This window comes from Acinetobacter sp. 70_2 (assembly GCF_056736115.1).
Genome location: NZ_JBWZIP010000015.1, coordinates 661,522 through 687,958 on the forward strand (window position 1 = coordinate 661,522; position 26,437 = coordinate 687,958).

Consider the following 26,437-nt stretch of genomic DNA (forward strand, 5'->3'; position numbering starts at 1 on the left):
GTGATAACATGAATACTGTTCATTAATAGTGATTTATCTAAACTGACTCTATTTGCTGATAAACAACAGATGAGTTTAAAAATTAATAGATAAATCAATTTGTTCAGGCTTTTGCCCATGTTAGAAATTCGTCATCTTAAAACTTTGGTTGCTTTACGTGAACATGGTTCACTTGTTGCGGCTGCTAATGATTTGTGTTTAACACCGTCTGCTATTTCTCACCAATTAAAAGAATTAGATCATTGGTATGGTGTGGAAGTGGTGAATCGACGGAGTAGACCTGTTAGCTTTTCGAATGTTGGGCAACGTTTACTCAAATTGGCTGATGATGTATTACCGCAAATTCAAATCACACAGAGTGACATTACGCGAATTGTTCATGGACAAACAGGCAGAATTATTTTTTCCTCAGAATGTCATAGCTGTTTTGACTGGTTAATGCCTTTATTAAATCAATATCGACAACAGTATCCAGACGTAGACTTAGACTTTGCTTCGGGCTTTGAAGCGAATCCACATGAGCTTTTACAAAACGGTGAGTTTGATTTACTTATTACAGCCGATCCGATTGCATTAAAAGGAATCGAGTATTTTCCAATTTTTGAATATGAGTCACGTTTGGTTTTATCAAATACTCATCGATTGGTTCGTGCTGAAAATATTACAGTTCAGGATCTTGCAGAAGAGGTTCTCATTACTTATCCAGTTGATAAGCACCGTTTAGATATTATGTCGAAACTGTTTATACCAGCAAATATTCAACCAAAACAGATTCGAACAACAGATTTAACTCAAATGCTGATTCAACTTGTAGCAAGTGGCCGAGGTATTGCTGCTTTACCAGATTGGGTCGTGAATGAATATGAACAAAAAGGTTGGGTGACTAGCCGCCGTTTAGACTGCGTTTCTTCAGCTGGTTTAAGACGTACATTATATGCAGGCTACCGAACTGAAGAAAAAGAGAAGAGCTATTTTGAAGGATTTTTAAAGCAGCTAGAAAAGTTCTCGCTAAAACGAAACGCCTATTATTCTGGATAAAACAAATAATTTAGCCTAAGTGTCGAAAAGGTGCGATTAAGCACCTTTTTAATATCTATTATCTATTTGCCAATGAATAAAGACAGCAGGCCGGCAGCAATCAGAGGACCAACAGGTACACCACGGAGTAAGGCAACACCTGCAACTGTCCCAATAAGCAAGCCTGCAACCACATCAGGTTGGCTTGACATGAGTTTCACACCACGGCCACCTAGCCAAGCGACCAGTAGACCAATAGCAATAGCCAGCAAAGATTTAAAACTTATAAAGGATTTTAAAATACTCTCTCCGCTAAGCTTACCACTGGCAATGGGAGTCAGTACGCCAATGGTTAAAATGAGAATTCCTAGGTTGAGCCCATGAGCTTGAATATAAGGAAAAAATTGATTTAACGGTGTGATTTTAATGACGATTAAGATGCCTGCGGCGATAGTTACAGCTGCATTTTGACTTAGTAAACCGCAGAAAAGTAGAACTAATAAAACCACTAAATTAACATCGAATTGGGCAAGCATGAGAGGCGGCAAGAAAAGCAAATAATTTGAATTGTATAATAATTGAGAGCCAAAATGTGAGAGCTTTTCAAAAGCGATAAAGTATAAAGATGGCCTTTTTAATAAGAATTTTAATGTATATGCCTCAATGATAAGAAGTTTTATTTTTAGTTACGCTTGGACACAATGTTATATAAATTAACAACTTAAAAACCCTTCTTTTGAGAGAGTATGATATAAAAATAATCACTACTCATGATTGCGGAGTTAGTCGTATGGATATTATAGATATCAAAATTAAAGATCAGTTCGACAAAATTCATGATGCAAAAGCTCAATTAAAGAAAAATTTAGTTGAACATGAAAATGAGCCTTTAAAGCTAAGTCAGCGTATTGAACATATTATTGTGGATAATGAAGTGATCTTACCTACAACTGAATTATTATTTGAAAGTGAACAAAACGAAAATATTTATCGCGTCATTGAAGAATAATTCAAAATTAATAGACGTTAAGTACAAAGATGAACAAGCAAAAAGTAATAATACTCTGAAACTGCGTTAAAATAATGCTTTCGTTTTAAAGAGAAAGCTGTATGCTGCTGGAAAAAATTTTGCAATCACAAGGGTTTGGTTCACGTAAATATTGCCAGCAGTTAATAAAAAATGGATCAGTAAGTATTGATGGGGAGGTAGTGAGCGATCTTAAAAAACAGTTTTCCCCTGAAAATTTAGAGTTTTCTCTGTTTGGGGAAACCTATCAATATCGAGAAAAAGTTTATATTGCTCTAAATAAGCCGCAAGGTTTTGAATGTTCACACAATCCTCAGCATCATCAAAGTGTTTTTAGTCTACTCCCTGAAATCATGATTCAACGTGGCGTGCAAGCCATTGGCCGTTTAGATCAAGATACAACAGGCTTACTCTTACTCACAGATGACGGTAAATATCTTCAAGCTTTAACTCATCCTCGTAAACATGTTCCAAAGGTTTATCATGTTACGACTATAGATCCAGTGACACCTGAGCAAATTGAAATGCTTACTCAAGGTGTTAATTTACACCAAGAAAAGGGTACATTTGCTGCGACAGATGTGGCGCTATTAGGAACTCATCAGTTAACAATGACCATTCATCAAGGTGTATATCATCAAGTCAAAAGAATGATTGCAGCTGTGGGCAATAGAGTCGAAAAATTACATCGACATCAAATCGGTCAATTGGTTTTACCTGAAATTGAGGAAGGGGATTGGGTGTATTTGTCGGAGCAGGAAAAACAACTCGCTCAAAATATTATTTAAGAAAACAGTGGAAAGTCTGAAATTCACTGTCTCGAATAAATCCCATTTTTTCATAGAGACGGTGAGATTCATGATTATTCGTTTGAGTCTCTAGGCTAATACGTAAAGCATTTTCTTGTTTTGCAAATAAAATCGCTGTATCGATGAGCTGTTTTGCTGAACCCTGACGACGGAACATAGGAGTAACATAGACATCATCTAAGATATAGTAAGTTGAGCAAGCAACTGAAGAAAAACCTAAATAAAGTAAAACGAAACCTGTGATTTTTTCATCTTTAATATGGATGAAAAACACACTTTCTTTATTTTCAAAACGTTGTTTTAAAAAATGATGTGATTCATCAAGATTAGAAGATGCACCATAAAATTGACGATATTCATCAAATAGAACAGCAAGTTGACTTAGATCTTCATAGGTCGCTCGTCTTACAATCATTAGGCGCTCCTTGTATTTATGTTTATATTTTTACAAAGAGAGCATAACTAAAAAACCAACCAACTGACGTTAAAAGTTGTTTAAAAATGCAACACCGTTAAGTTTTGTCACTTTCACCTAATAGAGCATTTAACTCTTCAAATAAATCTTCATGGTCATCATCTTCATTTAAAGCTGAAGAGTTTTGATTTAATGAAGATGCTTTCGCTTTTCTCAGTTTTAATAATTGTTCCATATTAATGTTCTGATTTTCGATCGCAAAAGGAATAGATTTAGTTAAGACGACTTGTTTAAAGAACAGTCGCACTGCTTGGGCAGGGGTAATCCCCAATTGTTTAAAAACAGCAAAAGCCTGTTTTTTCTCTTGGGAGTCAAGTCGAACCTGATAAACTTCTGTTTTTCGCATGAATAACAAAACCAAATGATTTTTAATTTTTAGGGATTTATTTTAAACCATCGCAATGTAATTTCAATGTCTTTCAGCATAAAAAATAATCTTTTTGTCATTACGGCGTGATTACAGTGTCAATTCAAACTGAGAATTGAAAACCATTTCCTGTTTTGTCAGTGGATCTATGAAAGAAATTTGTTTCGCTAAAAGCTGTAGCGGCTGAGAAAAATCATCATCGGCTTTATGTTGAACTACTGGATAAAAAGGATCATTTTTAATTGGAATTCCCAAATAACATAAATGCACACGGAGTTGATGTTGTTTTCCTGTAGTGGGTGTTAAACAGTATTTAGCCCAAGATTGGTTATGCTCAATCAACTCAATTTTTGTTTCTGTATTGGTTTTAGTATGGGGGATAACACACATTGTATAAAAGGGCGTACCTTTATCTAAATATAGTTTTAAAGTCTGAGGAAATTTTAATTCAGCTTTATATTGAGCGATTGCGTGATAAATCTTATGAACTTGACGATCTGCAAATAACTGTTGGTAAACTCCGCGTGACTGTGGTCGTTTGCAAAATAAAACGACTCCCGCAGTTTCACGGTCTAATCGATGGATTGGGGTTAAAAACTCATTACCCGTTTGTTTTTTTAATCTGACTAATAGCGTTTCTTGTACATATTGCCCGGTTGGACTAATGGTTAAAAAATGAGGTTTATCTACAACGAGCAAGTCATCATTTTCAAATAAAATTTGATGTTCAAATGGAACGTGGGTTTCATAGGCAAGGAATCGATAATAAAAAATATGGGTGTTTGCTATATAAGGGCTGTCTAATGTTAATTTTTCGCCATTTGCCGCGTAAATAAGTCCATCTTGAAAACGTTGCTGCCACTCTACTGTTTTTATATGAGGAAAGTTTTCACAAAGAAATTGATAGATGGTGTGGGCATTTGTTTGCGGTGGTAGATAGACTTGGCTTGCGCTTACACCATCAACCATAGGTGGGAAAAATTCAATCGGACTAGACATAAAAGTGTGTCAATATTTAATAAATGTGGTGTAAAAAAAGCCAACTTTGAGGACTTAAGTAGGCTTTAAAGCAGGGCAATGGTATCATATCGATTATTTTGAATCATGTTATGTGTGTTATGTCGTATTCATTGAAAATGGTCTTAAATCATGAAGAAGATACCCAGCGTTTAGCTCAGGCATTGGCGCAGCATGTTCAAGCTGGTGTGATTTATCTGATTGGCGATTTGGGCGCCGGTAAAACGACATTGACCCGTTATTTTTTGCAGGCTCTAGGGCATAAAGGCTCGGTTAAAAGTCCAACTTATACATTGGTTGAACCCTATAAAATTAATAATAAAGAAATTTTTCATTTTGACTTATACCGTCTCAATGATCCGTACGAACTTGAATTAATGGGAATTCGTGATTACTTAGATATTCTGGATGCACTATTTTTATTTGAGTGGCCATCGAAAGGTGGAGACGAAATCCCAGAGGCGGATATCGTCATTGATATTCAAAAATCAGATGATGAACTTGATCGTTTCGTCACCTTAACTTTACCAACAGAGCATTTGTACCAGACTTTGCAGGAACAGCTTCATGACTGATGAAAAGCTAACACAACGTCGTATTCATACATTAGACGCCGCGTTAGCCAACCAGATTGCTGCCGGTGAGGTGATTGAACGCCCTTCATCAGTTGTAAAAGAATTATTAGAAAACTCAATTGATGCAGGTGCAACGGAACTCATTGTGCGGATTGCACAAGGTGGTTCAACACTAATCGAGATTATTGACAATGGACATGGGATTCATCCTGATGATTTGTCACTAGCGGTCATGCGTCATGCAACCAGTAAAATTAAAACAGCTGAAGATTTACACGCAATTGTGAGTTTGGGTTTCCGTGGTGAAGCATTGGCTTCTATTGCTGCAGTTTCACGTTTGACTTTAACCAGTAGCCAAGATGAAAGCGGAATTGGTCATCAGGTTGAAGTGAATGGTACGGCCTTTGACCATCAGCAAGTCCAGGCTGTTGCTGCTCAAAAGGGTACTCATATTCGAGTTCAGGATTTATTTTTCAATGTTCCTGCTCGCCGTAAATTTTTAAAAAAGCCAACCACTGAATTTGGTCATATTGAAGAAATCGTACGCCGTTTGGCTTTAACGCATTTTGATATACGTTTTGTACTTGAGCATAACGATAATATTCGAATTAATTTACCAATAGCAGATAGCGGTGAATTAAGATTTCAGCGTGTCCAGCAATTATTAGGTCAACAATTTGTTCAAAATGCTTATTGGATAGATGCCGAAAGCATTAGCATGCGGTTGTCAGGTTGGTTAGGACATCCTTCAGATGCACGTGCTCAAGCAGATTTACAATACGTGTATGTAAATGGTCGAATTGTTAAAGATAAAACGATTTCACATGCTTTAAGAATGGCTTATGACGGAATTTTACATGGTCATCAGCATTCATCTTATTTACTTTTCCTAGAAGTTGATCCTGAAAATATTGATGTTAACGTTCACCCAACGAAACATGAGATTCGTTTCCTAAATCAACGCGAAGTACATGAGTTTGTAAGACATTACGCTAAAGAAACACTAGCACAATTTCAGACAGCGAGTGCTGATTTAGCACAAGCTATGAAAGTGGACGATACTCAGGCTTCATTTGTACAGTCTCAGCCTAAATATCAAGAACAATTCACATTGCATCGCACAGAGCAAGCTGTTGATACAACACTAGACAAGCCTAGTAGTTATCAGCCCTCTACTGAACTTTTAACTGATTTTAATGACAGTCGTCCACAAGCTGTTCACTATGCAGAACAGGCACCAAAATATAATGGTTCTGCGCAGTTAAATAATGCATTAAAGACTTACTTGGCCCCATTACGTGATCAACCTGCTGCCAATTTTTCAGTTGATGAAAATATTGAGCCTGTCGCTAAAATTGATGAATTTCCATTAGGTATTGCCATTGCTCAGCTTCATGGAATTTATATTCTGGCACAAAATACTGAAGGTCTGATTATTGTTGATATGCATGCAGCACATGAACGTATCTTGCTGCAACAAATGAAAAATGCTTGGGATAAACCTGAGTTTTGGACATCTCAACAGTTGCTTATACCTAAAGTGATCTCAATTAGCCGTATGCAAGCTGTACGGGTTGAAGACTTAAAACCTCAACTTGAGCGTTTAGGGTTGGAAATTGATTTGTATGGCGATGAGCAAGTCATTGTGCGTGGTGTACCAGCTATTTTGCAAAAAGCAGATTTTGAAAATCTTATTCCCGAGCTTCTAAATGATTTAGATCCAAATGATGAAGCTCAAGGTTTACTACAAAAGCGTGATGAGCTATTGGCTGGTATGGCATGTCATGGGGCAGTGCGAGCGCATAGACAACTCAGCCTTTCAGAGATGAACGCATTATTGCGTCAAATGGAACAAACCGAATTTGCCAGTCAATGTAACCATGGTCGTCCAACTTGGCGTGCATTTCCATTATCTCAATTAGATAAATTATTTGCTCGAGGAGAGTAGTTTTACATGTCAAATCAATTGCCCGTCATCAATTTAATGGGACCAACTGCAAGCGGAAAAACCGCTTTGGCATGTGAACTTTACGAGCGTGGAAATTTTGAGTTAATTTCGGTTGATTCTGCACTTGTTTATAAAGATATGGATATAGGTACAGCTAAGCCAACTCGCGAAGAGCAGGAATTATATCCACATCATTTAATAGATATTATTACTCCACTTGAGGTCTATTCGGCTGCCCAGTTTGTTGAAGATGCTTGTGTTCTAATTGACGAGATGCATTCACGTGGCAAAACTCCTATTTTGGTAGGAGGAACCATGTTGTATTTCAAGGCGCTGTTAGAAGGCTTATCAAGCAACTTGCCAAGTGCAGATGCAAATGTCCGTGCAGCAATTGAAGAAAAAGCAGCGAATGAAGGATGGCAGGCTGTTTACGATGAGCTAGTTGCCGTAGATCCGGCCGCTGGAGTGAAGTTTAAGGTTTCTGATAAACAACGAATTATTCGGGCGCTGGAAGTTTACCGTATTACTGGTGAACCTATTACCAAATTGCAGGCAGAACAACCAAAAAACGTACCATATCGATACATATTTCATAACTACGCTTTACTTCCAGATCGGTTAGAATTACATCAACGCATTGAGCAAAGATTAAGCAAAATGTGGGATATCGGTTTTTTGAGTGAAGTTGAATCTCTAATTGAAAAATACGATTTAGATGAAAATTTGCCCTCTATGCGTTCTGTTGGTTATCGACAAGCTCTCGAATTTCTATTAAAAAGTGATATGAGTCTCAAAAAAAAGCAGGAAATGGAGGATAAAGCCTTATTTGCAACACGACAACTTGCCAAACGTCAATATACGTGGTTACGTTCTTTGCAAGAAATACACGATTTTAAAACTTACTTGACGATAAAGCAGGCGAAAGAAGACTTGCGAAACTCTTATGGATAAAGCAAAATTTGCACACTGTCTTTTTATAATTTTTAGTTGAAAAATAAAGATAGTTTTTTTGCGCTGATTTAAAAATTTTTTTTTGGAGTTAAAAATGTCTAAAGGTCAAACTTTACAAGATCCGTTCTTAAATTCTCTCCGTAAAGAACGTATCCCAGTTTCTATTTTCCTTGTTAACGGTATTAAATTACAAGGTCATATTGAATCTTTTGACCAATATGTTGTTTTATTAAAAAATACTGTAAGTCAAATGGTTTACAAACACGCTATTTCAACTGTTGTTCCAGCACGTAACCCACGCCCAGCAGGTGCACAAGGTGCAGGTTTCCCAGCTCAGGGTGGTAGTCAAGGTGGCTTCGGTGGTCAAGGCGCTGGCTTTGGTGGTGCTCAAGGCGCTGGCTTCGGTGGTCAAGGCGGCTTCGGTGGTCAAGGCGGCTTCGGCGGTCAAGGCGGCTTCGGTGGTCAAGGCGGCTTCGGTAGTCAAGGCGGCTTTGGTGGTCAAGGCGGCTTCGGTAGTCAAGGCGGCTTTGGTGGTCATCAAGGTGGTTTCGACAACGATTCTAAATTTGAAGATGGTCAAGACGACGAAAATAATCGTTAATTGATTAGCTTAGAAAAACCAGTCAGTGATGACTGGTTTTTTTATGGCTTTAAAAATATAAAAAGTATATTAAAGCTATCTGTGGTTGACCTCTCGTTCTTATAATTTAGGTTAATAGGTTCTTTGCAAATGATATTAATATTTGCTGCAGCACTGTGCAGTGTTCTGGTTTCTGTACTACTAAAAAATTTAAAGAAAAAAGGATATCAACCCATGCAGATGATTGCATGGAATTATGCAAGTGCTAGCTTGTTATGTTATTGGTGGTTTAAGCCAGATATTCAGCATATTTCTAGACAACACACGCCTTGGTGGCTCATTGTCGCTTTAGGAATCATTTTACCGAGTATTTTTTTGTGCCTTGCTAAATCATTAGAATATGCCGGTATTGTGAAAACAGAAATTGCCCAGCGCCTATCTGTAGTGCTTTCTTTATTGGCAGCTTATTTCTTTTTCCAAGAGCAGTTTAATTCTCTTAAATTATTAGGCATAGGTTTAGGAATTTTTGCTGTTCTTTTAATTGTATTTGGGCAATTCAAGGCATCTTCTGGGCATCAATCAAAAAAAGCAATTTTTGCATTGATGAGTGTCTGGTTTGGTTATGCAGCAGTAGATATCTTACTAAAATATACGAGTAATTTAGGTTTACAGTTTACATTGGCTTTGAATCTAATTTTTATAACGGCCTTTGTTTTATCAATTATTTATTTATTACTCCAAAAAAAGCCAGCATGGCATTTTAAAAATACATTGGCTGGATTAATGCTTGGCGTTTTGAATTTTTCAAATATAGCTCTATATGTTAAAGCACATATTTTACTTAAAGACTCTCCAGCAATTGTTTTTGCCAGCATGAATATTTTGGTCGTATTGCTTGGGATGGCTTGTGGTGTAGTTTTATATAAAGAAAAATTAAAACTGCCAACAATGTTAGGAACAATTTTAGGAATAAGTGGTCTAGTGTGTTTAGCATTTACCATGAAATAGGAGTTCAAGAGAAAGTTCTTTTGAACTCCACTAAGTTCTTATAAATGTGTAAAAATAACTTCATCCGGCAGGCGAGATTTTGGCAACTTGGCATTGAAATCATTTTCACTTCTGTAGCCAAGTGAAACAATTACAGAGCTACGTAAGCCTTTTTCTTTTAAGCCAAATTCTTCATTTAAAATATCTTCGTCAAAGCCACCCATAGGTGTTGCATCTATTCCTTCTAGACCAGCTGCAAAAAGTAGTTGTCCTAAAGCAATAAAAGTTTGATTTTCCATCCAGCCAAATAAGTTTTTTTGTTCATTACGATAGAACTCAACATAGCCATGGCGAGTATCTTTTTGGCCGAGCTTTGCTTTTTCATCTTTGAATCGGCCGCTTAAATCATCTTGTTCAAGTAACTGGTTTAAAAATTCAGGTGAAATATCTGTTCTTGTGCAAAATACGAGTGTGTGTGATGACTCAAGAACTTTTGGTGCATTATAGGCATATCGCCCTGTTAAAGCCTTAGCAATACGTTCTTTAGCCGCAGGATTATCAGCAACCAAGAAATGCCAAGGTTGAATATTCACTGAAGAAGGGGTAAAGCGTAAAATTTCTAATAACTTATTGAATTTTTCTTGAGGAATTTTTTTCTCAGGATCATACGCTTTTGTGGTGTAGCGACTTTTAACCGTACTTAATAAATCCATACTTTACTCCATATCAATCTTATTACCATGGAAGGGTTCTAATCTTTGGCATCATACGCGATTTTAGAGAAAAACATCTGCATTTTAATGTGATAAAGAAATATAATACTTATATAAATTTTTTAATAATTTATTGAAAATGTTTGATTTAATGCCAAAAGATGCAAAGAGTAAGCTGGGAGAAATTAGAATTGTTAAAGCCTTTCTAATTTTTGCATTTGTATTGTGTCTTTTAATTTTATACATCGAATATCAAAAATATGGACATATAAACTGGAAATTTGTATTCCTTACCTGTCTATGTATGATCTGGGATTTTGATTTAAATAAACAAGCTAAACATTTGAAAAATAATTAATTATAAATTAATAATGCCAATCAGTTAGTTTGATTTGCTGCAGATGTGAAGAGGGATCAATTTCTAAAATTTGTGCATGATCTTCTTTCCAGTCACCTAGTACAATCCGTTGTTTGTTCTGTATTTCATGAATAGCTGGACGGTGAGTATGGCCATGAATAAGTATATCGACATCTTTTATGGCAGAGAGAACAGCCTGTTTATTGACATCCATAATCTCATAACTTTTGTGTTGTTTGTCCGAATGACTTCTTTTGCGGAAACCGTTGACAAGTTTCGTGCGGAAACTTAGAGGTGTTCGTCGTAAAAAAGCGACTAAAAGCGGGTTTCGAATAATTTTTCTAAATCTTTGGTAGGAAATATCATCTGTGCATAACGCATCGCCATGTTCTAGGCGATATTGGTGACCTGCGATATTAAGATCATAGATATCAGGAAGTAATACACCATTAAACTTATTGAGGAAAACCTGATTTAAAGCAAAGTCGCGGTTACCTACTTGGAAGTAAACTCGATTCCCTTTTTGATTAAACGCCTTTAAGGCTTCAACAATTTCATCGAGCCATGGTGCTGAGTAATCATCGCCAATCCAAGCATTAAACCAGTCACCTAAAATATAAAGCTGTGTTTGTTTATGTTGATAATGTACCAACAAATCTAAAAACCCTCGAACGAGTCGAGGGTGTTCAGGTGACAAATGTAAATCTGAAATAAACAGATAAGTCACAGCTTTATCCTGAAATTATTCAGAAATAATTTTAGCAGATTCGATAACAACGTTTTCTAAAGGAACGTCAGCGTGATAACCACGGTTACCTGTACGTACGCCTTTGATTGCTTCTACAACGTCCATACCTTCAACAACTTTACCGAATACAGCGTAACCCCAACCTTGAGCAGTTTTTGAAGTATGGTTCAAGAAAGAGTTGTTTTTTACATTGATGAAGAATTGTGCAGAAGCAGAGTGAGGCGCTTGAGTACGTGCCATAGCAATTGTACCAACATCATTGCTTAAACCGTTGTCAGCTTCGTTTTCAATCGCATCGCGAGTTGCTTTTTCTTTGAAGTTTTCATCCATCCCGCCGCCTTGGATCATGAAACCATCAATGACACGGTGGAAAATAACGCCGTCATAAAAACCGTCACGTACGTATTCTAAAAAGTTTGCTACTGTTTTTGGTGCTTTTTCAGTATTTAGTTCAAGAACAATACGACCTTTATTGGTGTTTAATTCGACTTGAGGAAAACTCATTACATTAATCTCCTAAACATGGGCTTATGACCATGGGTTTTTTGGTTGAGAGAAGCATAAGCAAACTGTAAACTACAAGGCAAGTAAAAAACGTTAAAATCTTTGTGAAAAATGAAGATAGCGTTTATTTTTTCGAAATTTTACCTACAAAGAAGTGATTGATACACTATGAAGCCTAATGATGTTGTCTCGAACCTGCCAAACAACCCGACACCGAATACTCATGCCTCTGTCGATTCTGCGCAGCAAGAACAACAGGCTGGATTAGATTTTGTTCGCCAAGTCATTACTGATGATTTGGCTGCCGGACGTGCAAAACAAATCGTAACGCGTTTTCCGCCAGAACCAAACGGTTATTTACATATTGGTCACGTAAAAGCAATCTGTCTAAACTTTGGTGTTGCTGAAGAGTTTGATGGTCTTTGTAATTTACGTTTTGACGATACGAACCCAGATGCAGAAGAACAAGAATATGTTGATGGTATTGCCAATGACGTGAAATGGCTTGGTTTTAACTGGAATGGTGAGCCACGCTATGCTTCTGGTTATTTTGATCAGCTTTATGCATGGGCAATTCAGTTAATTGAGCAAGGTGATGCTTATGTTGATTTGCAATCTCCTGAAGAAATTAAGTTAAATCGCGGTAGTTTTGTTGAACCAGGGAAAAACTCGCCATATCGCGATGCTTCTGTAGAAGAGAACCTTGCTCGCTTTGAACAAATGCGTAGTGGTGAACTGAAAGAAGGTGAAGCAGTTCTACGTGCCAAAATTGATATGGCAAGCCCGAACGTGCATATGCGTGATCCAATTTTGTATCGTGTCTTGCATTCAGAGCATCACCAAACTGGTGATAAATGGAAAATCTACCCAATGTATGACTATGCTCATCCATTGTCTGATGCAATTGAAGGAATCACTCACTCACTTTGCACATTAGAGTTCCAAGATCACCGTCCGTTTTATGACTGGATTGTTGAGAAGGTTAAATCTAAATCCGTTCCACACCAATATGAATCTTCTCGTTTGAACGTAGACTACACCATTACTTCTAAACGTAAATTGCGTAAGTTGGTTGAAGGTGGTTATGTAAATGGTTGGGATGACCCACGTATGCCAACGGTTGTTGGTATGCGCCGTCGTGGTTTTACACCAGAAGGCTTACGTGATTTCTGTAAACGTGTAGGTGTATCTAAAACTGACGGTATTGTTGATGTTGCAATGCTTGAGTTCTGTATTCGCCAATCTTTGGAGAATACTGCAGCGCGTGGTATGGCGGTGTTAGATCCTTTAAAAGTAACACTTACAAACTTACCAGAAGATTTAGATCTTACGCATGCTCGTCATCCAAATGTTGATATGGGTGAACGTGTTATTTCATTGACTAAAGAAATCTATATTGACCGTAAAGATTTTGAAGAAGTGCCTCCAAAAGGCTTTAAACGTTTAATTCCTGATGGTGAGGTGCGATTACGCCATGCTTATGTGATTAAATGTGATGAAGTCATTAAGGATGCTAATGGTGAAGTAATTGAGCTGAAATGTTCAATCGATCCTGAAACTTTAGGTAAAAATCCGGAAGGTCGTAAAGTAAAAGGCGTGATTCACTGGGTGTCTGCTACTAAAGGTATTCCTGCTGAAGTACGTATTTACGATCGTTTGTTTACTGAAGCGGCACCTGATGCAGATGATGACTTCTTGGCAAACTTAAATCCGGATTCTTTAAAAGTTGTTCAGGCTGTGATTGAACCTGCTTTAGCTCAAGCGAGTCCTGAAGACCGTTTCCAATTTGAACGTGAAGGTTATTTTGTTGCAGATCAACACGATCACACTCCTGAAAAACCAGTGTTTAATCGTGTTCTTGATTTAAAGGACAGCTTCAAACCTGAGAAAAAGTAAGAGATTGATTATCTCTTACTTTTTCGCAAGACGAACAACATGTTGTGAGTAGATAGTCGAGATTGATTATCTCTTACTTTTTCGCAAGACGAACAACATGTTGTGAGTAGATAGTCGAGATTGATTATCTCTTACTTTTTCGCAAGACGAGCAACATGTTGTGAGTAAACAGCAGATATCAAAAAAGCCCAACTGTAAGGTTGGGCTTTTTATTCGGAGGTCTTCTCATAATATTCTTTTTCTTTATGATTTCGCTTCCTTGGCAAACAAGCTTAGGTAGGATTAACCACATAAAAATAAAGAATTAATAATATGAGAAGCATAGTTGAAAGCATTAAATAAGTATTGACCGTATTAAAGCTTTTAATAAACTTCCAGATATCCATAGTAAATCAGCGTATATTTTATGTTACAAATTAATAATACACTGAAATTTTTCTGAAATGCTTCTAAAAATAAAATATAAAGTTTTTTTGTTTAAAAAATAATCACAAAATACCAATTGGTAAAAAATAATATTCATTAAGCATTAGAAACTACTTCATTTAGGCACTATAACCAATTCTTTTCAAGAATTTTTGAATTACTTCAAATGCAGCTTGTTCAAGTGCAGATGCATATTCGATATTTTGCTCGCGCAATTTAGGAATTGAAATTCCGGCATGGCGAAGTTCACATGTATGACCAATTAACCACTTTTCAAAATGCTCTTCAGTGGTTTCAATGTGGAACTGCAAGGCAAGAATATTATTCCCGACTTCAAATGCCTGATTAGTATAAACATCAGAACTTGCTAAAAGCACTGCATTTTCAGGAAGGTCGAACGTGTCACCATGCCAATGTAGAACATGCACATTATTAAGCAAACCAGATAAAACTTGATTAGCGCGTAGGCTTAAACTCAGTGGACCCCAGCCAATTTCTTTTTGATGTCCTGCATATACTTTTGCACCAAGTGCATGAGCAATAAGCTGTGCACCTAGGCAAATGCCCAGAGTAGGTTTATCAGCGGCTAAACGTTGTTTGAGTAAAGAAATTTCATCTTTTAAGAATGGATAATCGTCAGTTTCATAAACTCCGATTGGGCCACCTAAAATAATGGTTAAACCTTCATGTGAAAAAGCAGGGGTTAAATCATCAACACCTGCCTCAAAATAACGGACGCGAAAGCCAAGCTGATAAAAGACATCTTCTAATGAACCTAAGTCTTCGAAAGCAAGATGCTGAATGGCATAAATAGTTTTTGGGAAGGCGTTTGTTGTGCTCATACAAATGATTCATAGAAGATCAATACGTGGAGTATAGCGATAAATATAAAGAAGAGAATATCTGTATAAATCGCCAATACCCGAAAATTGATATTTTTCGTTAAAATGATGTTGTTATGCAAAGGATTATCTATTTATGACTAAATCCCTAAACATATTCTACTGTTTAAAATAATAGCTTTTGAGTTTCCTCAAGGCCTATGTTTGAAAGTTGATGTTCATCTTTTAAATTAACGCCTGAAAATCCGAGTTGTTTTGATTTTTTCATTAATGCGATTAAACGTTGTACCGCAACTGGAATACTTAAGCCTGCTGGGCGAACATTGGAAATACAATTGCGTTTCGCATCGAGGCAGCCTGTATATGCATTCAACGTGTAGTAAATGCCCATACTATCCGGAGAGCTTAATCCCGGACGTTCTCCAATAAGCATCACAAGCATAGATGCTTTAAAGATTTCAGCAACTTCATCGCCAAGAGCAACTCGGCTACCTGTCGCAAGTGCAATTGGTGCAAGACTCCAGTTTTCTTGCTGAATTTGTTCGCTTAGCGCTGTAATAAATGCCACAGCATTCGCTTCAATTGCTCTTGCAGAGAGTCCATCACCTACCACAATACAAACATCGTACTGTTGTGGATTTTCTGCATATTCCTTAATTAAGACATCTTTTGATTGGCTTGAAAGCTGACGTCCTAAATCTGGGCGTTTGAGATAAATTTCTTTATTGGATGCATTACTTTGTACATGAATGCTTGGAAGCTGCTGTTGCTGTAATTGTTCAGATAAATGGAGAACGTCCAGATCTTGATAAACAGCATCTTTTGCTTGTGCATGAGATAGCTGAAACTCGAGTAAGGCTCGTGTTGGGATACTGCAACCCGCACGGCCCAAAGCAATACGGGCATCGGTAAACTGTTTAAGTTTTTCCCACTGATCTTGATGGGTAGAGGAGGGATATTGAATATCTCGACTGAGTTTCATAGTGTTCTCCCTAATTCATGAGCAGGCGAGAGAATTGGTCGGGCATGTGATCTGCCCAGCAAATTTGAGAGTTTTGTTGTTTAAAAATGCCCTGTTGTTCAAGCCACGCAGAAAACTCAGGAGCGGGTTTTAAACCTAAGAGTTGTCTTAGGTAAAGGGCATCATGGAACGAAGTCGTTTGATAATTGAGCATGACATCATCTGAGCCCGGAATACCCATAATAAAGTTAATGCCCGCCGCGCCAAATAGGGTAAGGAGAACATCCATATCATTTTGGTCGGCATCGGCATGGTTGGTGTAACAAATGTCGCAGCCCATTGGTACACCAAGTAACTTGCCACAAAAATGGTCTTCTAGACCTGCGCGTATAATTTGTTTGCCGTTAAAAAGGTACTCTGGGCCAATAAAACCGACGACTGTATTCACTAACAGCGGGTTATATTTACGGGCTACGGCATAGGCACGAGTTTCCAATGTTTGCTGGTCAACGCCATGATGTGCATTGCTTGATAATGCACTACCTTGACCAGTTTCAAAGTACATAACGTTTTGTCCAATGGTTCCGCGTTTGAGTGCAAGCGTGGCTTCATATCCTTCTTGCAGTAAATCGAGTGAAATTCCAAAACCTTCGTTAGCCAGTTGGGTGCCAGCGATTGATTGAAACATTAAATCAATCGGCACATTTTTTTCAGCGAGTTGAATACCTGAACTGATATGCGTGAGCACGCAGGACTGCGTCGGAATTTGATATTCCTGAATGACATGATCAAGCAATTTCAGTAGCTCTGACAAATTATGTAAATTATCGGTCGCAGGGTTAATGCCAATTACGGCATCGCCATTGCCATACATCAAGCCATCTAAAATACTGGCAGAAATACCAAGTACATCGTCAGTAGGGTGGTTTGGTTGTAAGCGGGTAGAAAGATGGCCTTTTAGGCCGATGGTGTTGCGAAACTGGGTAACGACTTCACACTTGCTCGCGACATAAATCAAATCTTGATTGCGCATAATTTTGCTGACAGCAGCCACCATTTCTGGAGTTAAACCTGATGCTAATGCTTTTAAGCTTTGGGCAGTGGCTTCTTCTCCAAGTAACCAATTTCGAAAATCACCTACTGTAAAGTGTGAAATAGGGGCAAAAGCTGCCAGATCATGTTCATCAATAATTAGTCGTGTAATTTCATCAGTTTCATAATCGACTACAACTTCGTTCAAAAAGGTTTTAAGTGGCACATCGGCCAAAGTCATTTGTGCCGCAACATGTTCGGTTGCGTCTCTGGCCGCTACACCTGCTAATTCATCGCCAGAACGTAACGGCGTTGCTTTTGCCATCAAGGTCTTCAAGTCAGCAAAGTGATACTGTTGATTGGCGACAATATTGCGATAACTCATAGTTGCATCCTTTTTTATAGTTCTTGTTCTGCGGCTTTAATATTTGCAAACTCTTCTTCTGGTGTACCTTTAACTAAATGATAACGGCTATAGAATAAAAAGTAAGCAATAAATACGACATAAATAGCGGCAGCAATAAACCAAACTTTCGGATTAACAACAAAGCCCGCAACTACAGCAGCGACTGCTAGAACTAAGGCAATACTTGAAGTAACGATTCCTCCAGGAGTTTTATAAGGACGAGGCATGTCGGGTTTAGATAGGCGTAGTTTGATGTGGGATAAAAGAATCAACACATAAGAAATGGTTGCACCAAAAACCGCGATTAAAATCAGTGAATCACCTTCTTTGGTAAGTGAAAGCAAGAACCCAATAATGCCCGGAATAATAATTGCGAGATAAGGGGCTTTATTTTTATTGGTTAAAGAGAGTGAAGTAGGTAAGTAACCAGCACGAGAGAGTGCAAAAATTTGACGTGAATAGGCATAGATAATTGAAAAGAAACTCGCGATTAAACCTGCTAAACCAACAAAGTTAACAAAAGTCGCAAGCCAAGTGTTGGTGCCATAAACTTTAACCAGAGCATCGACGAGGGGAGCGCCTGAGTTTTGCAAAGTACTTGCACCTGCTGCGCCTGCACCCAAGAATAAAATGAGCATGGCAAACGCCGTTAAGATGAGCATTGCACCGATTAAACCGCGTGGGAGAGATTTTGCTGGATCTTTTGCTTCTTCGGCGGCTAATGGCACACCTTCAACTGCAAGGAAAAACCAGATTGCAAAGGGAACTGCGGCCCAGATGCCTAAATAGCCATGAGGTAGAAAACGACTTGCACCAGCTGCTGTGCCAACAGGAATATCTAACAGGTTTTGTGTATTAAAATGTGGAATCATTGCGATAATAAACACTACTAGAGCAACAGCTGCGACAAGTGTAATTGCGAACATAATTTTTAAGGCTTCGCCGGCACCTTTCAGATGTATGCCCATAAAAATGGCGTAGCAGGCGAGGTAAATCATCCAGCCATTAATACCAAATAGAGATTCGCAATAACCGCCAATAAATACAGCAATAGCAGCAGGGGCAATTGCGTATTCAATTAAAATGGCTGTTCCTGTTAAATAGCCCCCAAAAGGACCAAAAGCTGCACGTGCAAAACTATAACCGCCACCTGCTGTAGGCATCATGGTGGACATTTCTGACATAGAAAGACATAGGCACAGGTACATGATTGCAGCGAGGGCAGTGGCAATAAACATGCCACCCCAACCACCTTGGGCTATGCCGAAGTTCCAGCCAGCAAAATCACCAGATATAACATAAGCCACCCCTAAACCAATCAGAAGTAACCAACCCACGGTACCTTGTTTAAGTTGACGCTGAGCAAAATATTCTGCTGATGAAACTTCTGCGCTTGAAGCAATAACGGAAGCTGTTTCTGGTTGATTCATACAATACTCCTGCGAGTGGGTTTGTATGAATCAATGCAAAAGCAATGCCTAAATGAAGCACTTTAGATAATAGATGACGCTTTTTTATTCCAAATGATAAAAACTTGAGAACTAACAGTACTAAATAAAGAAGCCAGTAATCTAAATTACTGGCTTCTTACATAATTAATGAGCTTACTTCTTTCTAATGTTGATAGTCTGGTATCAACTTGGTGCAGAACTTAGAAGAAGCCCATAGGTTTAGTTGAATAACTAACCAACAAGTTTTTAGTTTGTTGATAATGATCTAGCATCATCTTGTGGTTTTCGCGGCCAATACCAGACTTCTTGTAACCACCAAATGCAGCATGTGCAGGGTAGATGTTGTAGCAGTTTGTCCAAACACGGCCAGCTTCAATAGCACGACCAGCACGATAAGAAATGTGAGCTGAACGTGACCATACACCTGCACCTAAACCATACATGGTGTCATTGGCAATTTTAATTGCATCGTCAAAGTCTTTGAACGTTGTCACAGCAAGTACAGGTCCAAAAATTTCTTCTTGGAAAACTTGCATGCCATTGTGACCTTTAAAAATAGTCGGATCAACATAATAACCATCGCCTACTTCTTTACGGCCACTACCACCAAGTAAGAGTTCTGCACCTTCTTCACGACCAGTATTAATACAACGTAAGATTTTCTCTTGTTGTTGTAGAGATGCTTGAGCACCAATCATGGTTTCGGTATCGAGAGGATGACCAGTTTTAATACGTTTTACACGCTCTACAGCCAACTCCAAGAACTGATCAGCAATACTTTCTTGTACTAACGCACGAGAAGGGCAAGTACATACTTCACCTTGGTTCAAGGCAAACATCGCAAAGCCTTCAAGTGTTTTTTCTAAGAAATCATCTTCTTTATCCATGATGTCTTCAAAGAAAAGGTTTGGTGACTTACCACCAAGTTCTAATGTCACTGGAATAATATTTTCGGTCGCATATTGCATCACCATTTGTCCAGTTTGTGTTGAACCTGTGAAAGCAATTTTGGCAATACGTGGGTTTGTCGCTAATGGACGACCGACTTCTGAACCGAAACCATTGACAATATTAAGTACACCCGGCGGTAAGATATCTTGGATGAGTTCAGCAACCAGTAAAATACCTACTGGTGTTTGCTCTGCTGGTTTAATCACAACGCAGTTACCAGCCGCTAGAGCAGGAGCAAGTTTCCATGCTGCCATTAAAATTGGGAAATTCCATGGAATGATCTGGCCAACTACACCTAATGGCTCATGGAAATGGTAGGCAATGGTATCTTCATCAATTTCAGAGATCCCGCCTTCTTGAGCACGAATACAACCTGCGAAATAACGGAAATGGTCAATCGCAAGTGGAAGGTCTGCTGCTAAAGTTTCACGAACCGCTTTACCGTTATCCCAAGTTTCTGCAACAGCAAGCATTTCAAGATTTGCTTCTAAACGATCAGCAATTTTTAAAAGTATATTAGAGCGTACCGTTGGTGAGGCTTTATTCCATGTTGCTTTCGCTTTATGTGCTGCATCTAGAGCGAGTTCAATATCTTCGGCACTAGAGCGTGGAATACGGGTGAAAGCTTTTCCATCAACAGGAGATACATTATCAAAATATGCACCCTTTACAGGTGCAACCCATTCACCGCCAATAAAATTTTCATATTGTGATTTAAATTGAACTTTTGAGCCTGGTTGATTTGGATCGATATAGCGCATATAAATATTCCTTTGCTTTTTAGGACTAAAGACTAACAAGAACCCTGTCAGTAGGTACTTTCGTACTTTGTATAATTAGGATATAAAGAAGAAGGTTGGAGAAAGGTTGGAATAGAAATGTGGATATATAAGGAATTTACAAATGTTCACAAAAAAGGATTTATTGCAGCAACGGACGTTGATTGATCAACTGCGTACGCAAAATAGTCTCTCTCCTCAAAATGCTGCCAAACTGGGTCAAAGTATTGCAAGTTCATGGGAACGGTCAGCCTCTGCTGCGATTCCTAAAGAGCGTTTTGCGGCTCCATTAGTCGAGAAAAAATCTGCTTCACAAAATGCTTTAGATATGGCTTTAAGTCAGTGTGCCGACGACTTACGTCATATTGCAGAGCAATCCTCAATGGTGATTGCCGTTGGTGACATTGGTAGTACGATCATTTGGACGGCAACAAGTGCTCAAATGCAAAGTGCAGCTGAGCGTGTTCACTTTGTGCAGGGTGGGCAATGGCGTGAAGAATTTGTTGGTACCAATGCATTGGCTTTGTCTTTAAAAACTCAGCAATCAAGTTGTGTTTTTTCTAATGAACATTATATGGAATCGATTCATGATTGGGTGTGCTATGCCGCGCCAATTATCGATCCATACTCAAAACAAACTCTAGGTGTCGTTGATTTATCGACTACTTGGAAGAACCATAATAGTTTAGGAATATTGGCTGCCGAACGTTGTGCATCAATTATTCAATCTGCCTTGCTTGAGCAGCAGCGTCAGCAATTACATATTCGTGCATTTTCAACGCCACAAGTTAAATTTAATGGCAAAAGCTTGTTATTAACACCGCGCCAAATTGAGATTTTAACCATATTGGCGTTATGTCCGCATGGCTTAACTTTAGAGCATCTTTATCAGGCGCTCTATGGCGAACGTAAAGTAAGTATGGGCACACTTAAAGCTGAAATGTCTCAACTTCGAGATATTTTGGGTGGTTTACTTGGATCTCGGCCATATCGTTTGCTTGTACATGTTGAAGCCGATTTTTTACAAGCTGAACAAGCACTGGATGCGGGATATGCGGCTTCTGCTTTGCAGCTTTACACAGGTGTTTTTCTGGCAAAAACTGAAAGCCCGTTTTTATGTGCATGGCGTGACTGCCTTGAATCGCGCTTGAGCGATGCAATTTTTAAAACGCAAGAAACAGATTTATTACTTAAGCATTTAGCTCATTTCCCTGAAGCAATCGATGCGGTAGAACGTCTTATGGAGTTAGTACCGAGTGAACATCCCGCGCATCAATTGCTGATGAAATACCTTGACTCACCTAAGCTCAGTTAAGTGATTTTTTGATCCAGCCACTGGAACAATTGTTGATAGACTTGTTCTCGTACTGGCTGGGCTGAAAGGACTAAATCATGCAAGCCATTGTGAATAGAGACAACAGAGACATCACCTTTGATTTTTTTGCCAAATTTTTCAATGTCTTTAACGTCTAAAATTACATCGCTTTGAGTCGCATCGGCTCCCCATTTTTTAGGGTTTTTAGTCTGATGAGAATGCATAATCAGTGCGGGAACATTCAGTTTAACTCCGCGATGTATTTCTTTTTGTGCTGTATGAATCGCATGTAGAAAGCTGAGTTGAACCGTAGGGGCGGAGGTAGGTTTCCAGTCCAGATTAAAGTCCCATTCGCCCTTGAGCTGTTTGTGAAGACTCGCGGTGTACCATTTGTTCAGTTGGCTTGGGAATTTAACTTTAGGTAGATATTTTCCTACTCGACTGAGTACTGGAATACCAAACTTCTTTTCGACCAAGCTTAAATTAAAGTCATAAAATGGACTATTCGTCCATAGCGCTTTAATAAGAGGATGGTTCGGGTGATGGGCAGCATAAAGCGTTGCTGTCAAACCGCCAGTCGAATGGCCTGCAAGCAATACTTGTGTGTGCTGTTCTTTAGCAATGATATCTAATGCTTGAGTAATTTCGGCATCGTATTCACTTAAATCAAGCACATTATAGAAGATTTGATGGGGTAGCTTGGAACGACCATATTTTCTTAAATCCAAGGCATAGAAGTCGTAACCATGCGCATTGAATTGTTCAGCCATTTCAGTTTGAAAGAAATAATCTAAAAAACCATGAATATACAGCACAGCTTTTTGAGTAGATTGAGCGGCCTTTTTACGCACTAAGGTAGCTACAACTTTACCTTCATAATCATTAGGAAAGTTTAGTGTGAGCTGTTCGTAGCCAGTACCTAAAATATCTGGAACATAATTTTGAGTAGCTGAGGATGTATTCATTTTTATCGAGCTATTGTAATTAAGACATGCTGAGTATCCTTCAATGAAATGGGCGAATTGTCAATCAGGTTTAGAGGTTGGATTGGAATAGAGGTTTAAAAAAAGGGAATACCGCTGGAGCTAAGTATTCCCCAAAAAGTAAGTCAACGGTCGGAGGGGTTTGACTTACTAGAAGGATGTGCCATTACATCAGTATTAAAGTGCTGCTTTGAAAATCTCCACAACTTGTGCATGATTTGCTTTACGTGGATTGGTCAGCATACACGCATCTTTTTGAGCATTATCGGCCATAACTGCAAGGTCTTCAGTTTTTACGCCTAGCTCTGTTAATCCAGATGGAATACCAATCGATGCCGACAATTTACGGATGGCATCAATTGCAGCATATGCAGCTTCCATCACGGTCAGTCCATGAGTTTTTACACCCATTAAATCTGCGATTTTTGCGTAGCGATCTGGACAAGCAATTAAGTTAAATTCGCACACGTGTGGTAACAAGATTGCGTTACATACGCCGTGAGGTAGGTTATAGAAACCGCCCAATTGATGCGCCATTGCATGTACATAACCTAAAGATGCATTGTTAAACGCCATACCAGCCAAGTACTGTGCATAGCTCATTGCATCACGTGCTTCGATGTTTTCGCCATTTGCTACAGCAGGTTGTAACCATTGACTAATCATGGTGATGGCTTTTTCTGCACAAGCATCGGTAATTGGGTTGGCCGCCGTAGAAACGTATGCTTCAACAGCATGGGTTAAAGCATCCATACCCGTTGCCGCTGTTAAACCAGCTGGTTTTGCAATCATGAGCTTCGGATCATCAATCGCAATAAGTGGGGTACAACGCCAGTCAACAATTGCCATTTTTACGTGAGTGTCTGTATTGGTGATAATACAGAAACGGGTCATTTCAGATGCAGTACCAGCCGTTGTGTTGACTGCAATTAATGGCGTCATCGGTACTTTACTTTTATCGATACCTTCGTAATCACGAATATGACCACCACCAGCAGTTACGAGGCCAATCCCTTTTGCACAGTCATGAGATGAACCGCCACCTAGCGAGACAATAAAGTCACAGCCATTGTCGTTATAGGCATTTACACCATTATGGACATTGATATCGGTTGGGTTTGGTTCAGCACCAGGGAAAATATGGCTCGCAACGCCTGCTTCGGTTAAATAGTTTGCGATAAGATCTGCGACACCAAATTTAAATAAGCCTTCATCGGTCACAATTAATGCTTTTTTTGCGCCGAGGTTTTGTGCCTTTGTACCTATTTCTTTGGCACATCCTGGTCCAAAGAGTGATACACAGGGAATATAAAAACCGTTTGTTTGATCTGCAATATTTTTAAAAGCCATGGAGTGATTCCTTCTTCCATAAATCCATTGTTTGTTATTACAGGTGAGCCTCACCATGGCCTTAGTATTGTGATGTGAAGATTATTTTCCTACCTACCAAAAACCTACCAAATATTATTTTAATGTTAATTATTGATTTATATTGATTTTACAGAAATTCTAGCTCATTCATTTAATTTTTTCGGGAAAGTCGTTAAGCTATGGGCTGTTGAAGATGTACTTATGAGATTATGAAACAGGAAACTGCGCTTAAACTGCTTAAAGCAGGTGAAAATGTCTTTTTAACCGGTTCGGCTGGTGCAGGGAAAACCTATACACTCAATCAGTACATCCAATACTTAAAAGCACGTAAAGTGCCTGTGGCTATTACGGCATCTACAGGTATTGCTGCAACGCATATGAACGGCATGACGATTCATACATGGGCAGGCATCGGGATTAAAGATCAGTTAACTGATGATGACCTAAAACGTATGAAAGAGCGTAAATATCTCAAGGAACACCTTGAAAATGCGCAAGTTCTCGTCATCGATGAAATTTCGATGTTACATGCGAAGCAGCTTAATCTGGTGAATCAGGTTTTAAAATATTTTAAAGAAAGCGATGAGGCATTTGGTGGTATCCAAGTCATTGTTGCCGGAGATTTCTTTCAGTTGCCACCAGTTGGACGTAATAGTGAAGCCAACCGTGACAAGTTCTGTTTTATGTCTGATGCATGGGTCGAAGCTAAATTTCGCGTATGTTATTTAACAGAACAACATCGCCAAGATGATGAAATTCTTAACCAGATTTTAAATGCGATTCGTGCGCAAAATATTCAATCAGATCATTTACACGCATTACGTCAATCACGCTCGCATGATATTGGTGAGACCTTTACTCGTCTCTATACGCACAATATGGATGTCGACAATATCAATTATCAGCACTTAAATGAAATTGATAATGAAGGGCATCAATTCAATGCGGTTTTAGACGGTAATGAAAAACTGGTAGAAACTTTAAAATCTTCGGTTCGTGCACCAGAAGAACTCACCTTAAAGAAACATGCAAAAGTCATGTTTGTAAAAAACAACTTTGATATGGGCTATATCAACGGGAGTTTAGGGGAAGTCATTGGTTTTGAAGAAGATGATGAAAATGGTTTGCTACCAAAGGTGAAATTGACCGATGGCACGACATTGCTGGTTGCTCCTGAAACTTGGTCAGTTGAAAATGATGCAGGTAAAGTGATTGCTAGTTTTCAGCAAATTCCACTTCGTTTGGCATGGGCGATTACCATTCATAAAAGCCAAGGGATGACGTTAGAAGCTGCCGAAATTAACCTCATGAACACCTTTGAAAAAGGTCAGGGCTATGTTGCGCTCTCGCGTCTGAAATCTTTAACTGGATTAAAATTATTAGGGATTAACGAGCAAGCTCTAGAGCTAGATAGCTTGGCCGTAAAAGCCGATCGTCGTTTCCAAGAGTTGTCTAAAGAAGCAGAAGACAACTTTGCAGATGTAGATTTAACTGCTCAGCACAAAGCATTTATTCGTCATTGTGGCGGAACTTTAAATGAAACAGAGATTTCTCGTAATGAGAAAAAACTCTCAAAAGGTGCGAAACAAAATTATGCCTCGGCAACGCTAGACGAAACACGTGCGTTGTTTGAAGAAGGCTATGAGATTGAAGATATTGCGCATGAACGTGGCCTTACTCCAGCGACGATTATTAATCACTTGGCTCGACTTCATAAAGAACAAAAGCTGGATATTTCGGTTGCCCATCCGGGTGAAGAAGTGGTCGAAGAAGTCCGTAAAATCTATAAGAAGTTGAAAAAACGTCAAAATCCAGATCATTTTTCTGATGATGGTTCGATCAAACTAAGACCAATTGTTGAAGCAACCAGTCCTCGAATGGGATATGATCAGGTTCGATTAGCTTTATTATTTATTGAGTAAAGTTTAATTAGCTTAATTACTTATTA

At 38.6% G+C, this 26,437-nt stretch carries 26 protein-coding genes; 12 read left to right on the forward strand and 14 right to left on the reverse strand.

Going from position 1 to position 26,437, the window contains the following annotated elements:
• Positions 1-117: 117 nt before the first annotated feature.
• Positions 118-1,038: a LysR family transcriptional regulator gene (locus AC1PJ9_RS12090; protein WP_311069706.1), complete on the forward strand. Its 921-nt coding sequence runs from the start codon at positions 118-120 to the stop codon at positions 1,036-1,038.
• Positions 1,039-1,100: 62 nt separating this feature from the next.
• On the opposite strand, the gene AC1PJ9_RS12095 is transcribed toward AC1PJ9_RS12090, so the two are convergent.
• Positions 1,101-1,553, reverse strand: coding sequence for a DUF441 domain-containing protein (locus tag AC1PJ9_RS12095; RefSeq protein WP_311087386.1), 453 nt, complete (start codon positions 1,551-1,553; stop codon positions 1,101-1,103).
• Between the two features lie 254 nt (positions 1,554-1,807).
• Here AC1PJ9_RS12095 and AC1PJ9_RS12100 point away from each other — a divergent pair, with 254 nt between their 5' ends.
• Both AC1PJ9_RS12100 and AC1PJ9_RS12105 read left to right on the forward strand, forming a co-directional pair.
• Entirely contained in the window at positions 1,808-2,026 is a 219-nt protein-coding gene (locus AC1PJ9_RS12100; RefSeq protein WP_311069707.1) for a hypothetical protein, read from the forward strand.
• 101 nt (positions 2,027-2,127) lie between these two features.
• The gene (locus AC1PJ9_RS12105) at positions 2,128-2,832 is read left to right on the forward strand and encodes a pseudouridine synthase (RefSeq protein ID WP_311087387.1); all 705 of its coding nucleotides are present in this window, start codon (positions 2,128-2,130) and stop codon (positions 2,830-2,832) included.
• Here the strand turns inward: AC1PJ9_RS12105 and AC1PJ9_RS12110 are convergent.
• From AC1PJ9_RS12110 to AC1PJ9_RS12120, 3 genes are all read right to left on the reverse strand, one after another.
• The gene (locus AC1PJ9_RS12110; RefSeq protein ID WP_002049009.1) at positions 2,825-3,268 is read right to left on the reverse strand and encodes a GNAT family N-acetyltransferase; all 444 of its coding nucleotides are present in this window, start codon (positions 3,266-3,268) and stop codon (positions 2,825-2,827) included. The genes AC1PJ9_RS12105 and AC1PJ9_RS12110 overlap by 8 nt on opposite strands.
• A gap of 97 nt (positions 3,269-3,365) precedes the next feature.
• Positions 3,366-3,674, reverse strand: a complete 309-nt coding sequence (locus AC1PJ9_RS12115) for a type II toxin-antitoxin system RelB/DinJ family antitoxin (protein WP_311087388.1) — start codon at positions 3,672-3,674, stop codon at positions 3,366-3,368.
• Positions 3,675-3,785: 111 nt separating this feature from the next.
• Positions 3,786-4,694 (reverse strand): pseudouridine synthase, encoded by a 909-nt coding sequence (locus tag AC1PJ9_RS12120; protein WP_311087389.1) that lies wholly within the window; start codon positions 4,692-4,694, stop codon positions 3,786-3,788.
• A gap of 119 nt (positions 4,695-4,813) precedes the next feature.
• On the opposite strand from AC1PJ9_RS12120, the gene tsaE reads away from it, so the two are divergent.
• From tsaE to AC1PJ9_RS12145, 5 genes are all read left to right on the forward strand, one after another.
• A complete protein-coding gene (tsaE, locus tag AC1PJ9_RS12125; protein ID WP_311087390.1) occupies positions 4,814-5,287 on the forward strand; it encodes a tRNA (adenosine(37)-N6)-threonylcarbamoyltransferase complex ATPase subunit type 1 TsaE in 474 nt (157 codons plus the stop codon).
• On the forward strand, positions 5,280-7,235 hold the full coding sequence (mutL, locus tag AC1PJ9_RS12130; protein ID WP_311087391.1) for a DNA mismatch repair endonuclease MutL: 1,956 nt from the start codon (positions 5,280-5,282) through the stop codon (positions 7,233-7,235). Before tsaE ends, mutL begins: the two co-directional genes overlap by 8 nt.
• A 6-nt stretch (positions 7,236-7,241) precedes the next feature.
• Positions 7,242-8,186 carry a tRNA (adenosine(37)-N6)-dimethylallyltransferase MiaA gene (gene miaA, locus AC1PJ9_RS12135; RefSeq protein WP_263614008.1) on the forward strand — a complete coding sequence of 315 codons (945 nt, stop codon included), beginning with the start codon at positions 7,242-7,244 and terminating at the stop codon, positions 8,184-8,186.
• Positions 8,187-8,280: 94 nt separating this feature from the next.
• Entirely contained in the window at positions 8,281-8,787 is a 507-nt protein-coding gene (gene hfq, locus AC1PJ9_RS12140; protein WP_479762197.1) for an RNA chaperone Hfq, read from the forward strand.
• 129 nt (positions 8,788-8,916) lie between these two features.
• Positions 8,917-9,774 carry a DMT family transporter gene (locus tag AC1PJ9_RS12145; RefSeq protein WP_311088051.1) on the forward strand — a complete coding sequence of 286 codons (858 nt, stop codon included), beginning with the start codon at positions 8,917-8,919 and terminating at the stop codon, positions 9,772-9,774.
• Positions 9,775-9,812: 38 nt separating this feature from the next.
• Here the strand turns inward: AC1PJ9_RS12145 and nfsB are convergent, their stop codons facing one another.
• Positions 9,813-10,466 (reverse strand): oxygen-insensitive NAD(P)H nitroreductase, encoded by a 654-nt coding sequence (gene nfsB / locus AC1PJ9_RS12150; protein WP_311087393.1) that lies wholly within the window; start codon positions 10,464-10,466, stop codon positions 9,813-9,815.
• 139 nt (positions 10,467-10,605) lie between these two features.
• Between nfsB and AC1PJ9_RS12155 the strand changes: the two genes are divergently transcribed.
• Positions 10,606-10,824, forward strand: a complete 219-nt coding sequence (locus AC1PJ9_RS12155; RefSeq protein ID WP_311087394.1) for a hypothetical protein — start codon at positions 10,606-10,608, stop codon at positions 10,822-10,824.
• Positions 10,825-10,831: 7 nt separating this feature from the next.
• Here the strand turns inward: AC1PJ9_RS12155 and AC1PJ9_RS12160 are convergent, their stop codons facing one another.
• Entirely contained in the window at positions 10,832-11,551 is a 720-nt protein-coding gene (locus tag AC1PJ9_RS12160) for a UDP-2,3-diacylglucosamine diphosphatase (protein WP_263614003.1), read from the reverse strand.
• A 15-nt stretch (positions 11,552-11,566) separates the two neighbouring features.
• A complete protein-coding gene (locus tag AC1PJ9_RS12165; protein WP_004700945.1) occupies positions 11,567-12,076 on the reverse strand; it encodes a peptidylprolyl isomerase in 510 nt (169 codons plus the stop codon).
• Between the two features lie 168 nt (positions 12,077-12,244).
• Here AC1PJ9_RS12165 and AC1PJ9_RS12170 point away from each other — a divergent pair, with 168 nt between their 5' ends.
• Complete coding sequence (locus tag AC1PJ9_RS12170) at positions 12,245-13,972, forward strand: glutamine--tRNA ligase/YqeY domain fusion protein (RefSeq protein ID WP_311087395.1); 1,728 nt, start codon at positions 12,245-12,247, stop codon at positions 13,970-13,972.
• Positions 13,973-14,517: 545 nt separating this feature from the next.
• Here AC1PJ9_RS12170 and AC1PJ9_RS12175 read toward each other — a convergent pair.
• The 5 genes from AC1PJ9_RS12175 to exaC form a co-directional block, all read right to left on the reverse strand.
• A complete protein-coding gene (locus AC1PJ9_RS12175; RefSeq protein WP_311087396.1) occupies positions 14,518-15,240 on the reverse strand; it encodes a glutamine amidotransferase in 723 nt (240 codons plus the stop codon).
• 166 nt (positions 15,241-15,406) lie between these two features.
• Positions 15,407-16,222, reverse strand: coding sequence for an ethanolamine ammonia-lyase subunit EutC (gene eutC / locus AC1PJ9_RS12180; RefSeq protein WP_311087397.1), 816 nt, complete (start codon positions 16,220-16,222; stop codon positions 15,407-15,409).
• A 10-nt stretch (positions 16,223-16,232) separates the two neighbouring features.
• Positions 16,233-17,618, reverse strand: coding sequence for an ethanolamine ammonia-lyase subunit EutB (locus AC1PJ9_RS12185; RefSeq protein WP_005046422.1), 1,386 nt, complete (start codon positions 17,616-17,618; stop codon positions 16,233-16,235).
• A gap of 14 nt (positions 17,619-17,632) precedes the next feature.
• Positions 17,633-19,069 (reverse strand): ethanolamine permease, encoded by a 1,437-nt coding sequence (gene eat / locus AC1PJ9_RS12190; RefSeq protein WP_057085780.1) that lies wholly within the window; start codon positions 19,067-19,069, stop codon positions 17,633-17,635.
• Positions 19,070-19,290: 221 nt separating this feature from the next.
• The gene (gene exaC, locus AC1PJ9_RS12195; RefSeq protein ID WP_004643247.1) at positions 19,291-20,802 is read right to left on the reverse strand and encodes an acetaldehyde dehydrogenase ExaC; all 1,512 of its coding nucleotides are present in this window, start codon (positions 20,800-20,802) and stop codon (positions 19,291-19,293) included.
• 142 nt (positions 20,803-20,944) lie between these two features.
• Here exaC and AC1PJ9_RS12200 point away from each other — a divergent pair, with 142 nt between their 5' ends.
• Positions 20,945-22,135, forward strand: a complete 1,191-nt coding sequence (locus AC1PJ9_RS12200) for a helix-turn-helix domain-containing protein (protein ID WP_003652386.1) — start codon at positions 20,945-20,947, stop codon at positions 22,133-22,135.
• Here the strand turns inward: AC1PJ9_RS12200 and AC1PJ9_RS12205 are convergent.
• Together AC1PJ9_RS12205 and mdh are read right to left on the reverse strand one after the other, a co-directional pair.
• Positions 22,132-23,100: an alpha/beta hydrolase gene (locus AC1PJ9_RS12205; protein ID WP_199964362.1), complete on the reverse strand. Its 969-nt coding sequence runs from the start codon at positions 23,098-23,100 to the stop codon at positions 22,132-22,134. The genes AC1PJ9_RS12200 and AC1PJ9_RS12205 overlap by 4 nt on opposite strands.
• Before the next feature lie 195 nt (positions 23,101-23,295).
• Positions 23,296-24,468: an iron-dependent methanol dehydrogenase gene (gene mdh / locus AC1PJ9_RS12210; protein ID WP_198495539.1), complete on the reverse strand. Its 1,173-nt coding sequence runs from the start codon at positions 24,466-24,468 to the stop codon at positions 23,296-23,298.
• 230 nt (positions 24,469-24,698) lie between these two features.
• Here mdh and AC1PJ9_RS12215 point away from each other — a divergent pair, with 230 nt between their 5' ends.
• A complete protein-coding gene (locus tag AC1PJ9_RS12215) occupies positions 24,699-26,411 on the forward strand; it encodes an AAA family ATPase (protein ID WP_311087398.1) in 1,713 nt (570 codons plus the stop codon).
• Positions 26,412-26,437: the final 26 nt, after the last annotated feature.